General features: G+C 71.2%; 12 protein-coding genes. 9 read left to right on the top strand and 3 right to left on the bottom strand.

Translation table 11 applies throughout. The features are described from left to right. Positions 1-160: 160 nt before the first annotated feature. Genes OOJ98_RS19070 through OOJ98_RS19060 form a run of 3 tightly spaced genes read right to left on the bottom strand, consistent with a single transcriptional unit; the run spans position 161 to position 3,548 of the window. Complete coding sequence (locus tag OOJ98_RS19070; protein ID WP_267056107.1) at positions 161-685, bottom strand: flavin reductase family protein; 525 nt, start codon at positions 683-685, stop codon at positions 161-163. After that, the gene (locus OOJ98_RS19065; RefSeq protein ID WP_267056106.1) at positions 682-1,977 is read right to left on the bottom strand and encodes a cation:proton antiporter; all 1,296 of its coding nucleotides are present in this window, start codon (positions 1,975-1,977) and stop codon (positions 682-684) included. The genes OOJ98_RS19070 and OOJ98_RS19065 overlap by 4 nt, the downstream gene beginning before the upstream one ends. Positions 1,978-1,997: 20 nt before the next feature. After that, the gene (locus OOJ98_RS19060) at positions 1,998-3,548 is read right to left on the bottom strand and encodes a tryptophan halogenase family protein (protein WP_267056104.1); all 1,551 of its coding nucleotides are present in this window, start codon (positions 3,546-3,548) and stop codon (positions 1,998-2,000) included. Positions 3,549-3,839: 291 nt separating this feature from the next. On the opposite strand from OOJ98_RS19060, the gene sbnB reads away from it, so the two are divergent. The 9 genes from sbnB (at position 3,840) to OOJ98_RS19015 (ending at position 13,346) form a co-directional block, all read left to right on the top strand. Then, positions 3,840-4,907, top strand: coding sequence for a 2,3-diaminopropionate biosynthesis protein SbnB (gene sbnB, locus OOJ98_RS19055; protein WP_267056103.1), 1,068 nt, complete (start codon positions 3,840-3,842; stop codon positions 4,905-4,907). A 15-nt stretch (positions 4,908-4,922) separates the two neighbouring features. After that, the gene (sbnA, locus tag OOJ98_RS19050; protein WP_267056102.1) at positions 4,923-5,900 is read left to right on the top strand and encodes a 2,3-diaminopropionate biosynthesis protein SbnA; all 978 of its coding nucleotides are present in this window, start codon (positions 4,923-4,925) and stop codon (positions 5,898-5,900) included. Between the two features lie 213 nt (positions 5,901-6,113). Continuing rightward, positions 6,114-8,348 (top strand): MMPL family transporter, encoded by a 2,235-nt coding sequence (locus OOJ98_RS19045; protein WP_267056101.1) that lies wholly within the window; start codon positions 6,114-6,116, stop codon positions 8,346-8,348. Between the two features lie 191 nt (positions 8,349-8,539). Beyond that, a complete protein-coding gene (locus tag OOJ98_RS19040; RefSeq protein ID WP_267056099.1) occupies positions 8,540-9,448 on the top strand; it encodes a hypothetical protein in 909 nt (302 codons plus the stop codon). Next, positions 9,448-10,020 (top strand): hypothetical protein, encoded by a 573-nt coding sequence (locus OOJ98_RS19035; RefSeq protein ID WP_267056098.1) that lies wholly within the window; start codon positions 9,448-9,450, stop codon positions 10,018-10,020. The genes OOJ98_RS19040 and OOJ98_RS19035 overlap by 1 nt, the downstream gene beginning before the upstream one ends. Beyond that, on the top strand, positions 10,017-11,813 hold the full coding sequence (locus tag OOJ98_RS19030) for a fatty acyl-AMP ligase (RefSeq protein ID WP_267056096.1): 1,797 nt from the start codon (positions 10,017-10,019) through the stop codon (positions 11,811-11,813). Before OOJ98_RS19035 ends, OOJ98_RS19030 begins: the two co-directional genes overlap by 4 nt. Before the next feature lie 50 nt (positions 11,814-11,863). Then, positions 11,864-12,214: an acyl carrier protein gene (locus OOJ98_RS19025; protein WP_267056095.1), complete on the top strand. Its 351-nt coding sequence runs from the start codon at positions 11,864-11,866 to the stop codon at positions 12,212-12,214. Further along, the gene (locus OOJ98_RS19020) at positions 12,211-12,906 is read left to right on the top strand and encodes a 4'-phosphopantetheinyl transferase superfamily protein (protein ID WP_323177913.1); all 696 of its coding nucleotides are present in this window, start codon (positions 12,211-12,213) and stop codon (positions 12,904-12,906) included. The genes OOJ98_RS19025 and OOJ98_RS19020 overlap by 4 nt, the downstream gene beginning before the upstream one ends. An 80-nt stretch (positions 12,907-12,986) precedes the next feature. Further along, a complete protein-coding gene (locus OOJ98_RS19015; protein ID WP_267056094.1) occupies positions 12,987-13,346 on the top strand; it encodes a winged helix-turn-helix domain-containing protein in 360 nt (119 codons plus the stop codon). Positions 13,347-13,383 lie beyond the last annotated feature (37 nt).

The following is a 13,383-nucleotide window of genomic DNA, read 5'->3' as shown; positions in this document are numbered from 1 at the left end:
CCCCGAAGCCTGTAAGTCGAGACTTACACATGACGATGAGTGCGGTCAAGGGTAAGTCTCGGCAGTCCGGCCCGGCCCGGCGTCGGGACATGCGCGAAGGTCCGACCCTCGGGGCAGGGACGGACCTGGTGGCGCCGTACGGTCGGAAGCGGGAGGGGGATCAGAGCTGGGACCAGGAGCGGAACTGGCGCAACCCGTAGAGCAGCGGCGGGAGTTCGTGGTGCCGGGTGAGCAGCCGGGCCTCCCCGAACACGGTGACGTGGTCGCCGATCCGGTGCACGGCGGACACGTCGCAGTCGGCGACGGTGTGCGCGTCGCGCACCAGGTGCGGTCCGCCGGCCTCGGTCTCCTGCTCCCAGGGGACCAGGTGGAACCGCTCGGGGTTGCCGGAGGCGAACAACTCGGCTGTTTCCCGGGCCCCTTCGTGCAGCAGGTTCACCGCGAAGGTGCCCCGCTCCAGGATGGCTTCCAGGGTCGGGCTGCCGTCCCGCAGGCAGACCAGGAGGGTCGGCGGGCTGAGCGTGACGCTGCACACCGAGGAGCACGTCATGCCCCGGGGCGCACCGTCGTGCCCGGTGGTGGTGACCACGCCGACACCGGTCGGGAAACCGCTCATCATGGCGCGGAAGCGATCGGGTGTCGCCAGGTCGGCCGGCGCTTCGACGTTGAGGGCGCGTTCGGTCATCGGACACTGCTTTCTGTCGCTACGGCAAACGCCCCGGTCGTGAGGCGGCGCTCTCCCCGGTCGAGGAGATTCAGGAGCGGTCCCGTCATGGCCGTCGTCGTCAGCGCCATCACGATCAGCGCGAGGACCACCGGCCCCGTCAGGATCCCGGCGCTGAGGCCGGCCTGGAGGGCGATGAGTTCGGTGAGGCCGCGGGTGTTCATGAGGACGGCGATCCGGCGCGCCGTCCCCCGGGGCCGGCCGCTCCAGCGGGCCCCCAGATAGCTGCCGATCCCCTTGCCCGCGCAGCCGAGGACCACCGCCGAAACGAGCAGCAGCCAGGACGTGTCGGCGAACGAGCCGGTGAGCACGGTGACGCCGGTGACCACGAAGAAGGCCGGGGCCAGAGCGGCGCCCAGCCGCGAGACGCTGGTCACCGCGCGCTCCCAGGGCGCGTCCTCGCCCCCGGGGATCGCCATGCCGACGAGCGCGGCGCCGAGGATCGCGGTCATCCCCAGGTGTTCCATGGCGAGCGCCACGGCCAGGGCCGTCGCACCCAGGAGCGCCGCCGAGGTGCGCGGCATCCGCAGGCAGCCGGTGCGGGCGAACCGGGTGCGCAGCCCGTACCGGACGGCCAGCGCGCACACCCCGCCGAAGGCGAGCGCCCGCAGCGAGTGCAGCACTCCGTCGAGGCTTCCCTTGCCGAGACTGATGGCGAGGGTCAGCAGCAGCCAGCCCACCGCGTCGATCGCGATGGCCGCGGCGAGCGCGGTCTGGCCCGCGGGGGTTCCTGTCCTGCCCCGGTCCGCGAGGATCCGGGCCATGACGGGGACCGCGGTGATGGACATCGACACCGCCACCATCAGCACGAAGGCGGGCAGCGGGGCGCTGCCGCGCGCCGCACTGTCGTCGCTGACCAGCACCAGGCCGGCCAGGGCGAGCCCGGTGAGGAGCGGCACCGCCAGCGCGCCGGCCGCCACCCGCAGCGTGCCGCCGCGCGGCGCCCCGCCGGAGGCCGCGCCCAGCTTGTGGGCGAGACCGACCAGGAACAGGACGAGTCCGGCCTGGGACACCAGCTTGATGACGTCGAACACGGGGGCCGGGAGCACCGCGTCGAGGGCGGGCCGCCCGAGGAGGGCGATCACGGCGGGCCCCGACAGCAGACCCACCACGATCTCCCCGATCACCTCGGGCTGGCGCAGCGTCCTGGCGAGGGCCCGGCCCGCCAGGGCGACGAGCAGGATGACGGCGAGCGCCAGTGCGACGTGGGCGATGCGCGGCGCGTCGCCGATGAACCTTCCCAGCGTTTCCATGGGCTCGGCCCGTCGCCCGCTCAGTGGTGCTGCGCGAAGTACTCGTACGCCTTGGGAAGCGTCTCGGTGAGCCGGCGGGTCTTCTCGCGGATCTCCGCGAACTCCCGCTCCGCCGCGCCCGGGTCGGAGAGCGCGAGCGCGGGGGACGGCTTCATTTCGATGCCGCCCATGCCGAGCAGGACGCACATGTACGAATAGGCGGGCAGGCCGTGGTAATAGGGGAAGATGCTCTCGGAGTCCGGGACCTGCGTCTTCCACATTTCCAGGCGCTCGGCGAGCGCGTCGGGAATGGCCCGGGTCTTGGTGTCCTTCCAGTACTGCGTGTCCTGACGCTTGGCCGAGACGTAGTGCAGGACCAGGAATTCGCGGATTCCGTCCATGACATGGGCGACGGACCGGTTGTAGAGCGTCCGCTGGTTGGGGTTCCAGTCCTCGTTCGGGAAGTTCTTCGCTATCTGCTCGATGGCGTGGTGGATGAAGAAGATTCCGGTGGATTCCAGCGGCTCGACGAATCCGCTGGAAAGGCCGACGGCCACGCAGTTGTTGACCCAGGAATTGCGGCTGCGGCCGATGCGCATGTTGATGTGGTTGGCGTTGACGTCGGCGGCTGCGGGGCCGACGAACTCGCGCAGGGTGCGCTCGGCGTCCTCGGGCGAGAGGTAGTCCTTGGCGTAGACGTATCCGGTGCCGACCCGGCCCATCAGCGGGATCGTCCAGATCCAGCCGGCGTCCTGGGCGGTGGCGGTGGTGCAGGGCAGGATGCCGCGCTTCTCCATGTCCATCGGGACCTGGAGGGCGACCGCGCTGTCGTTGGGCAGCGTGTCCTTGTAGGAGATGAACGGCTCGTCGAGCGCCTTGTTGATGAGCAGCGCGCGGAACCCGGTGCAGTCGATGTACAGGTCGCCCGTGATGTCGCCGTGGTCGGCGGTGGTGACCCCGCTGATCCAGCCGCGGTCGTCCAGGTTGACCTGCTTGACGTCGTCCACGATGTGCTTGACGCCGCGCTCCACCGAGTACTTCGTGAGGTACTTGGCGAGCAGCGCCGCCTCGAACTGGTAGGCGTACGGGAACTGCGTCTTGCCCTGGTGCTCGGACATCGTCAGGCCCTGCATCTCGTCCGCGCCCTCGTCGAAGGGCTGGTCGATGAGCGTGCCGTCGAGGCGGCGCGGGCTGAGGCCGGCGTCGATGACCGAGGCCATGACGAAGCAGTCCTTGTCGAAACGGTCCGTCGGTCCCTGCTGGAGCCACCAGTCGGTGAGCGGGAAGCCGTTGACCGACCGCATCTGCTCGAAGGGGTGGTAGAAGTAGTGGCCCTTCTCGCGCCAGTTCTCGAACCGGACCGCGAGCTTGTACGTGGCGTTGCAGGCCGGCATCCAGTCCTTCTCCTTGAGTCCGAGGAACTCGAAGAAGTGGCGGATGTCGCTGAAGGTGGCCTCGCCGACGCCGACCGCGCCGACGTGCCCCGACTCCACGAGCGTGATGTCGATGCGTTCTCCGAACGCGGCCTTGAGGTACGAGGCCGTCATCCATCCCGCGGTACCGCCACCCACGATCACGACTTTGTTGAGCACTGGTGACTCCCCTGTTGGCAGCTCGATGAGTTCCGGACAGTGGCTCCGGCCCATGGAGTGAATGTGCTGGGTGGCGCCACCGGGAAAGGACACTACGGCCGGGTCAAATCGGCGCACAGATCATTAAGTGATGGCCGAAAAGCGCAGGTGAAGCCGGTTGGGCGGCCAGTCGGGGGCCCCGACTGGGGGTGCCGGAGGGACGTCAGCCCTCTGTCAGTGCCGATGAGGAGCATGAAACGCGGGGTTACCGGGTGGGAATAGCTCCGCCCGCCCGCTGCAATGGAGAGTTGGATGACAAAGGAAGAACTTGTCCCGCCGTTCGCCGTGATCCCTGGCTCGCAGGTCCACGGCATTCTCACCGGCCATGAGCAGCGCACCATTGATCTGGTGGAGGCCGCCTACCGGGTGCACGGCGAGGGCGACACGGTCAACCCACCGTCGTATTTCCTGCGCTTTCCGGACCGCCCCTCCTCCCGGATCATCGCGCTGCCCGCCTCCATAGGCGGCGAGACCAGGGTCGACGGGCTGAAGTGGATCTCCAGCTTCCCGGAGAACGTGGCCGCGGGGATCCCGCGCGCCTCCGCGGTCCTCGTGCTCAACGACCACGACACGGGGTATCCCCTGGCGTGCCTGGAGAGCTCGATCATCAGCGCCGCGCGTACGGCGGCCTCCGCGGCGCTCGGCGCCGACCTGCTCTCCCGCGCGCCGGGCCGCACCCGGCCCAGGCGGGTCGGGTTCATCGGTACGGGCTTCATCGCTCGCCACATCCACACCTATCTCGCGGGGGCCGGCTGGTCCTTCGACGAGGTGGGGGTGCACGACCTGTCCGCCGAGTACGCGGGCGGCTTCCGTTCCTACCTGGAGGGTTCGGGCGAGAGCGGGCGGATCACCGTGCACGGGAGCGCCGAGGAGCTGATCCGCTCCTGCGACCTGGTCGTCTTCGCGACCGTCGCGTCCGCCCCGCACGTGCACGACCCCGACTGGTTCGCGCACAACCCGGTGGTCCTCAACATCTCGCTGCGCGACCTGGCGCCCGAGGTGCTGCTGGCGTCGGCCAACGTGGTCGACGACATCGAGCACTGCCTGAAGGCCGACACCTCCCCCCATCTGACCGAACAGCTCACCGGGTCGCGGGAGTTCATCGACGGCACGCTGGCGGAGGTGATGGCGGGGAAGGTGGAGGTCCCGGCGGACCGCCCGGTGGTGTTCTCGCCGTTCGGGCTCGGGGTCCTCGACCTCGCGGTCGGCAAGTTCGTGTACGACGAGGTGCTCGCGCGCGGCGAACTCGGCGTGATCGAGGGCTTCTTCCACGAGGTGGACCGGTACGGCGGCGCCGGTGCGTCCCGTGGCCGTTCCTGAGGCGAGGGGGCCCAAGTGCCGGTGATCTCCGTACCGGAGGACTTCCACACGGAGGATCTCTATGTGGACCTGCGGTCCGTCCTGGACGCTCCGCTGTATCTGAAGTGCGAAGGCTTCAACTTCGCCGGGTCGATCAAACTCAAGGCGGCGCGGTCGATGATCGCGGACGCCGAGCGCAAGGGGCTCCTCACCCGGGACTCGGTGATCGTCGAGTCGTCGTCGGGGAACCTCGGGGTCGCCCTGAGCATGATCGCGGCGAGCCGGGGCTATTCGTTCCTGTGCGTCACGGACACCCGCTGCAACCTCAACACCAGACGGTTGATGGAAGCGATGGGCGCCCAGGTGCACACCATCACCGAGCCCGACCCCGAGAGCGGATTCCTCGGCGCCAGACTCGACTTCGTACGCAAGCTGTGCGCGTCCGACAGCCGCCATGTGTGGCTCAACCAGTACGCCAACCCGTGCAACTGGCAAGCGCACTACCGCAGTACGGCCCCCGCCATCGCCGAACGCTTCCCGGATCTCGACGTGCTCTTCGTCGGGGCGGGCACCACCGGGACGCTGATGGGCTGCGCCCGATACTTCAAGGACTCGGGCCGGCCGGTCACCGTGGTCGCCGTCGACTCGGTCGGCTCGGTCACCTTCGGCGGGCCGCCCTCGCCGCGGATGATCCCGGGCCTGGGCTCCGGCGTACGGCCGCAGCTGCTCGACACGTCGTTCGTGGACGACGTGGTGCACGTGCCGGAGATCGACACAATTCGTGTCGCGCACCAACTGGCCGCGGGCGGCTTCCTGTTCGGCGGCTCGACCGGAACCGTCATCTCCGGTGCGATCGGGTGGCTGGCCGAGCACCGGGGCGGCAGGCCGTGCACGGCCGTGGCCGTCTCGCCGGATCTGGGTGAGCGCTACCTCGACTCGATCTACCAGAGCAACTGGGTGAGCGAGCTCTACGGCGCCCACGCGCTGGACTTCAGCTCCGTCCAAGCCCATTGATGACGAACCGTCAAAACAGTTGTCCTGACCGGTTTTTGGCGGCCCCCGCCACCTGCCCCGCAGGTGGCGGGGGCCGTTCGGCGTCCGCCGGGCAGCCGTGCGGAACGCCGACGCGGACACCCCGCCGTTCAGGGTTGACGGTCCACAGCACCACATGTAATTCTCGACTTACACCCGTTGGGTAGCAGTGACTGCCGTAAGGAGCTGGGTTCAGTGAAGAAGCAGCCAATCACCGTGAGGGTGGCGAGCTGGAGTGCCCTGCACCCGGCGCGGGCCATCATCGGTTGGTTCGTCTTTGTCGCCCTGTGCCTCGTCATCGGCGGTGCCGTCGGCACGGTCGACGCCGGGGACAAGGACTACTGGGTGGGTGAGGCCGGCCACGCCGAGTCGATCGCCACCGAAGGCAACCTCCAGCACAAGTCCGCCGAGCGGATCATGATCACCGACCCGTCCGGCGCGGCCCCCGGAGCAGCCGCCCGGAGCGCCGCCGAGGACGTCGCCGCCCGGATGAAGCAGCTGCCCGAGGTCGCCGCCGTCGCCGCCCCGGTCCGCTCGGCCAACGGCAAGATGCTCATGGTCGAAGTGACCATGAAGGGCCTGCGACTGGAGGCCCAGAAGCACATCCAGCCGCTGCTCGACCAGACCGCCGAGGTGCAGAAGAAGCACCCGGAGGTGAAGGTCGAGGAGTCCGGCGACGCCTCGGTCGAGATGGGCCTGGACAAGTCCCGTGACGACGACCTCTCCGCCTCGGAGAAGATCACCTTCCCGATCACTCTCATCACCCTGCTGGTCGTGTTCGGCTCGCTGATCATGGTCGGGGTGCCGCTGCTGCTCGCGGTCTCCTCGATCGGCGCCGCGATGGGGCTCTCCCAGCTGATCTCCCACCTGGTGCCCGACGCGGGTGTCGGCAAGAGCGTCATCCTGCTGATCGGCATGGCGGTCGGCGTCGACTACACGCTCTTCTACCTCAAGCGCGAACGGGAGGAACGGGCGCTGGCCAACGGCCGGTTGAGCCCCGAAGCCCTGGTGGGCATCGCGGCCGCGACCTCCGGCCGGGCGATCGCGGTCTCCGGACTCGCCGTGGCCCTGTCCACCGCCACCCTCTTCCTCGCCACCGACATCGTCTTCACCTCGCTGGCCGTCGCCACCATCGTGGTGGTCCTGGTCGCGGTCCTCAGCTCCATGACCGCGCTGCCCGCCCTGCTCGTCCTGATCGGCCGGCGCCTGGACCGCAAGAGCGCCCGCGCCGTGCAGCGCGGCAAGCGGGTCAAGCGTCACAAGTCGGAGGAGACGGGCCGGATGTGGTCCGCGCTCCTGAAGCCGGCACGGACCCGCCCGGCGGCCACCCTGCTCATCTCGGTGCTCGTCATGGTCGGCCTCGCGGTCCCCGCGTTCGGCATGCACCTGCGGGTCCTCAACCTGGCCACCCAGTCCCGGGCCATCCCGGAGCTGAAGACCTACGACCGGCTCAACGAGGCCTTCCCCGACCTGCTGGCCGAGCACTGGGTGATGGTGCGCGACAACAACCCCGGTGAGAAGACCGAGGTGCAGTCGGCCCTGAAGGACCTGGCCGCCAAGGCACAGGCCGACCCGATGTTCTCCAAGAAGCCGCCGAAGCTGGAGACCACGCCCGACGGCCGGATCAGCGTCATGACGCTCTCCGTCCCGTACAACCTCAGCTCCTCCCAGGCGCACGACTCACTGACGGAACTGCGCCAGACGTATCTGCCGGAAACCCTCGGCAAGGTGAAGGGCGCCGACTTCGGGGTCAGCGGGCCGGTTGCCCAGGACGCCGACTACCTCGCCCACCAGAACGACAAGCTGCCCATCGTCGTCGGGTTCCTGCTCCTGCTGACCTTCATCCTGACGCTCTTCGTCTTCGGCTCGGCGACCATCGCCGCGCTCGGTGTCCTGCTCAACCTGCTCTCCGTCGGAGCCTCGTTCGGCCTGGTCGTCGTCTTCTTCCAATGGGGCCTCGCCTCCACGGTGTTCGGCTTCGAGGACAGCGCCACCCATGCGATCGGCTCGCGCGTCCCGCTCTTCCTCTTCGTGATCCTGTTCGGCCTGTCGATGGACTACCAGGTCTTCGTGGTCAGCCGGATCAAGGAGGCCGCGCTGCGCGGGGTACCGACGCGGCAGGCGGTCATCGACGGGATCGCGCACTCGGCCAAGGTGGTCACCAGTGCGGCGGTCGTGATGGTGACGGTGTTCGCGAGCTTCATGTTCCTGCACCTCGCCGAGATGAAGCAGATCGGCTTCAGCCTCGCGGTGGCGGTCCTCCTGGACGCCTTCATCATCCGCGTCATGATCCTGCCCGCCGCCCTGATGCTGCTCGGCAACGCCAGCTGGTGGCCGTCCCGCAAGATGCGCCGGGCCCAGGAGCACGCCGCACCCGCACCGGTCGGCGGCGCCCCGGCCCCCCACCCGGCGGCCCAGGTCTACCGCTAGCCGCCGGGCCCATGAACGGACGCCGGACTGGAATCCCCCGACGGTCCGGCGTCTGCTTGTTCCTCTTCTTCCTTCCCCAGGGACCAGCTCTCCCGTCAGCTCCCTGTCAGGCCCGGAGACGACCATCGTCACCGGGCCTGCGCCATGCCGGAGGCCCGGTGCCACGACCAGTGAGCGATGCGGAGGCCGGGATGAGCGTGATCAGCGCCACGGGATCGGCGGAGGCGGTCGAACGGTCGCTCCGCGCGGTCGAGGACCTCGTCCTGGACGAGGTCCTCCTGTCGTTCCCGTACAACAGCGGCTCCCAGCTGCACGAGTACTTCGGCACGGGTCGCGTGCCGCGACCGTTCGGCGGGTCCTGCGCCTGGCAGTCCTTCGAGGCGGGCGGCCTGGTGACCGAGATGGCGGGCCGCGATGTCGAGTACCGCATCGACGGCCGCCACGTGGGGGCCGTCCACCGCGACGCCCACGGCATCACCGTGCTCGACCCCTATCTGCTGCACTGCCGTCCGCTCCGGCTGACGCGGGCCGGGGCCGTGGACGGCGTGGTCCACCTCGCGGCCGAGGCCTATCCCCACCGGGTACGCGCGGACGGCTCGCCCGCACCGAGCGGCGTACGGGTGCAGTGGCGGCTCGACGACGACTCGGTGCGCCTCACCTACGTACGGTTCAGCCCGCGCCGTGGCCACAACGTCATCTCGCGCTCCTTCCTCCTCGCGGCCGACCGGGTGCTCGGCGCCGTGCCGCCGGACCCCGACTGGGTACGGCCGCAGCTGCTCCACCCGGAGCAGCACAGCGTGTCGGTGCGGGTGCTGCACCCCGGGGAGCGCCGGCTCGCCGAACTCGTCCTGCCGCTCGCGGGGCCGTGGCCCGGCGCGCCCACGAGCTCGCTGCTGCCCCGCCTGATCAGCAAGAACAACCAGGGCGCGGTCGCACGGTACGGGACCGCCGCGTTCGACCGCGACAGCGAACTCGTCGCGGACGCCGTCGCCGTGGGCCGCGCCGATGTGTACGCCTTCCTCCTGGAGGCGGCGGCCCTGCACCGGGCGGCCGCACCGGCCGGGCTCGAACTCGCCGATTACAGCCTGGAGGACGAGTGATGACCACCGCGCCGCCGCGCACCGCCGAGCGGGCGCCCTCGTTCTTCCTGGCCGGCACCATGCAGGGCGCGAGGACCGGCTCCAACCTCGTCGACCAGTCCTACCGCGCGGCGCTCACCTCGACGATCCTCACCCGGCGCCCCGACGCCGTCATCCACGACCCGGGGGCCCTGATGGCCCGGTGGGAGGCCGAGTGCACGGCCGATGTGCGGGCCGCACACGCCGCGCTCGGCGCGCTGCCGGCCGTCCACCGCGACGCCCTGGCACCCGAACTCGTCGCCCTGACCGAGATGTTCCACCACCTGACACGGCTCGCCGCGCGCAGCGACATCTGTGTGGCCTGGCTGCCGGGGCACGAACCCAGCATGGGGACGGCCGCGGAGATGCTCTCCGCGTACCGCGCGGGCCGCACCGTCGTGGCCATCACCGCCATGTGCCAGAACCTCGCCGTGCTGGCCTGCTCGACGGTGATCCTGCCGGACCTGCCCGCGTTCCAGGAGTGGCTCGACGACGGCGCCCTGCCCGGCCGCACCGTCGAACGCACCGCGTCGACCGAGAGGAGCCGACCGTGAACCAGCCGGTCCCCACCGCACGAACGCCCCGCCCCGCGACCGTCGTGGAGGCGCTCCTGCTCCGCGCCGCGGGGCCCGACGCCGACCGTCCCGTCTTCACCGCCCTCGGCGCCGCCGGCGAGCGCGTCGACCGGGTCACGGCGGCGGAGCTGCTCGGCCGGGTCCGTGCCACCGCCGCGGCCCTGCGGACCGTGACGTCGCCCGGCGACCGGGTCGTCGTCCCGGCGCTGCCCGGCGCCGACTTCCCCGTCGGGTTCCTGGCCTGCCTGTACGCGGGGCTCATCGCCGTGCCCGTACCGCCGCTGCGGACCGGCGCCCGCGCCCGGACGAGCGAGCGCGCCGACCGGCTCGCGGTGATCCGCGGGGACTGCGGCGCGGTCGCGGTCCTGGTGTCCCCGGGCGACGAGGCGGGTGCGGACGGGCCGGACACGGACGGCTTCGCCCGCGTCGCCGTGGCACGGTCGCCGGCCCATGCGGACAGCTTCCTGCCCGCCGCGCCCGCGGCCCTCGACGCCGCGGCCGTCGCCCTGCTCCAGTACACCTCGGGGTCGACCAGCGACCCCCGCGGCGTGATCGTCGGCCACGGCAACCTGGTCGCCAACCAGATCGCGCTGCGCGACCGCTGTGACGTCGACTCCGGTACCACCGTGGTGAGTTGGCTCCCCTTCTTCCACGACATGGGACTCTGCACCGGCGTCGCGCTGCCGCTGGTCTCGGGCGCCGCGGCCGTCACGATGGAGCCCGCCACGTTCGTACGCGACCCGCTGGTGTGGCTGCGCGCGATCGAGGCCGAGGAGGACGTCTTCGCGGCCGCGCCGGACTTCGCGTACGAGCTGTGCGTACGGCGCGTCCCCGCGCGGGAGCGCGACCGGCTCGACCTGTCCACCTGGCGGGTGGCGGCCAACGGGGCGGAGCCGGTGCGCGCCGAGACCCTGCGCCGGTTCGCGGACGCCTTCCGGCCCTCGTTCTTCCGTACGGAGGTGTTCTCGCCGGGGTACGGCCTCGCCGAGTGCACGCTGAGCGTCACCCTGGGCCGCCCCCTGTACGAGGCGCCCGTGCGCCGCTACGACCGGGACGCGCTGGCGCGCGGCGCGGCGCTGCCCGCGGCGTCGCCCGGCTCGGCGGTCGAACTGGTCGGCTGCGGAACGGTGTTGGACGGGGTACGGATCCGCGTCGTCGACCCCGAGACGCGGCGCCCGCTGCCCGAGGGGTCGGTCGGCGAGATCTGGGTGGACTCACCCGGGAACTGCCTCGGCTACTGGGGCCGCGAGGCGGAGTCGGCGCAGGTGTTCGCGGCGCGGCTCGAAGGCGAGAACCTCGACGGACCCGCCGGACCCGACGGCCCGGACGGCGTGGCCCCGGGGGCGACGTCCTATGTGCGCACCGGCGACCTCGGGTGCGTCGAGGGCGGCGAACTGTTCATCACGGGACGCCTCAAGGACGTCCTCGTGGTCGGCGGCGAGAACTACTTCCCGCAGGACATCGAGGCGGTCGCGGGCGCCGCGCACGCCGCGTTCGCGCACCAGCGGGCCGCCGCCTGGCCGCTGGACGAGGCGGCGCCGGGGGTCGCGGTGGTCGTCGAGACGACCGAGCGCGACCCCGAGGTGCTCGCCCACGCCGTACGGGCGGCGGGCATCGCCGTCGCGCGGGCGCTGCCGGCTCCGGTGAGCGTCTTCGCCGTCGCCCGCAACCAGGTGCCCCGCACCACCAGCGGCAAGACCCGGCGCCGCGACTGCGCCAAGGACGTACGGGCCGGGCGGCTGCCGCTGCTCGCCCAGTGGTCGAGCCGGTGAAGCGGGCGTCCGGTCCGGGTGCCCCGCGTCCGGCCCAAGCGAAGGAGAGCATGGCCATGGAGAGCTCCGCGCCCGCCGCGCAGGTCGCGGTCACCGAACGGCAGGTGGGCGACCACCTCGTCCAACTCCTCAGTGAACTACTGGAGTTGGAGCGCCACCTCATCGACCGGGAGGTGCCGCTCAGTGCGTACGGGATCGACTCGATGACCAGCACCTGGCTGTCGGGCGAGCTCGGCCGGCGGTGCGGGGTCGAGATCGACCGCGCGGTGCTGCTCGACCGGCCGAGCGTCGCCGAGGTGGCCGAGGACGTGGTCGCGGCCCTGAACCGCACCCGGCCCGGCGCGAACCCCGGCCCGAAGGTCTCCAAGGAGACCGACGCGCCGGCCGATCAGCCGAGTTGATCGCATCGGCACTGCCGGAGGGGGTCGCCTGCGCGGAGCACTTCGGCGACACCCCGGACGAGGGTCTCTTCCCAGCCGAGCGGGCCCTGATGAAGGGGGTGGGGGCCGGGCGGCGCCGGGAGTTCACCACCGTGCGGCACTGCGCCCGCGTCGCCCTGGGCGCGCTCGGCGTGGCGCCTGCCCCGCTCCTGCCCGACGCCGAGGGCGCCCCGCGCTGGCCGGCCGGGACCGTCGGAAGCATGACCCACTGCCGCGGCTACCGCGCCGCCGTCGCCGCCCGGCGCACCGACGTCCGGGCGCTCGGCATCGACGCCGAACCGCACCGCCCGCTGCGCGCGGGCGTCCTGGCGTCGGTGGCGCTCCCCGAGGAGCGCGAGCGCCAGGCGGCGCTCCTCCTCCTGGCCCCGTCCGTCCACTGGGACCGGCTGTTGTTCTGCGCCAAGGAGGCGGCGTTCAAGGCGTGGTTCCCCGAGGGCGTACGCTCCGGCCCCGCGCGTCCGCGCAGCCTGCACGACATCCGCGTCACCCTGCGCCCCGCACCCCCCGGCCACCGCCCCGACCGGGGCGCCTTCGACGCCGAGGTGCTGCCCGGCCGCCCGGGATCGGCCCGCTTCCCCGGTCGCTGGCTGGCGACGGAGGACTTCCTCCTGGCGGCGGTGGCCGACCTCGTCACCCCCTCCGCCTGCCTGTAGGCCGGGACGAACGTTTGACAGCCGTTCATTCCATGGGAAAGTCTCGGCCTACAGGTTTCCGGGATTGCTAGAGGTGGGCCATGACGAGCGAGGAGCTTCTGGCTGTACTTGCCGCCGTCGGCCATGCCCAGCGACTGAGGGTCATCGCCGAGCTCTCCGAGGGCCGGATGTACGTCAGCGAACTGGCCCGCCGTCTCGGCATGTCCCGCCCGTTGCTCTACATGCACCTGGAGCGGCTGGAAAAAGCCGGTCTGGTCCTCGGCAGCCTGGAACTCTCGGACGACGGCAAGGCCCTCAAGTACTTCGAGCTCGCCCCCTTCGACCTGCACGTGAACCTCGCCACCATCCTGGCAGCAGTGGCGGAGGACGCGGCAGCGGGCCCCACCGCGGACACTCCCGAACCAGCCACCGCCCCCAAGCCGAAACGCAAGCGCGCGTAGCTGCGGGTGCGTCCGGGGCGCGCCGCGCCGCCCTGCG

The organism is Streptomyces sp. NBC_00083 (assembly GCF_026343295.1).
GTDB lineage: Bacteria > Actinomycetota > Actinomycetes > Streptomycetales > Streptomycetaceae > Streptomyces.
The sequence above is the reverse complement of the archived record's forward strand: the minus strand, read 5'-3'. Positions and strand labels throughout refer to the sequence as shown.

What these genes read in the sequence shown, in the direction of transcription:
- sbnB (WP_267056103.1), top strand. Translation starts at nt 3,840, where the DNA reads ATGACAAAGGAAGAACTTGTCCCGCCGTTCGCCGTGATCCCTGGCTCG.
- OOJ98_RS19065 (WP_267056106.1), bottom strand. Translation starts at nt 1,977, where the DNA reads ATGGAAACGCTGGGAAGGTTCATCGGCGACGCGCCGCGCATCGCCCAC.
- OOJ98_RS19015 (WP_267056094.1), top strand. Translation starts at nt 12,987, where the DNA reads ATGACGAGCGAGGAGCTTCTGGCTGTACTTGCCGCCGTCGGCCATGCC.
- OOJ98_RS19070 (WP_267056107.1), bottom strand. Translation starts at nt 685, where the DNA reads ATGACCGAACGCGCCCTCAACGTCGAAGCGCCGGCCGACCTGGCGACA.
- OOJ98_RS19025 (WP_267056095.1), top strand. Translation starts at nt 11,864, where the DNA reads ATGGCCATGGAGAGCTCCGCGCCCGCCGCGCAGGTCGCGGTCACCGAA.
- OOJ98_RS19040 (WP_267056099.1), top strand. Translation starts at nt 8,540, where the DNA reads ATGAGCGTGATCAGCGCCACGGGATCGGCGGAGGCGGTCGAACGGTCG.
- OOJ98_RS19035 (WP_267056098.1), top strand. Translation starts at nt 9,448, where the DNA reads ATGACCACCGCGCCGCCGCGCACCGCCGAGCGGGCGCCCTCGTTCTTC.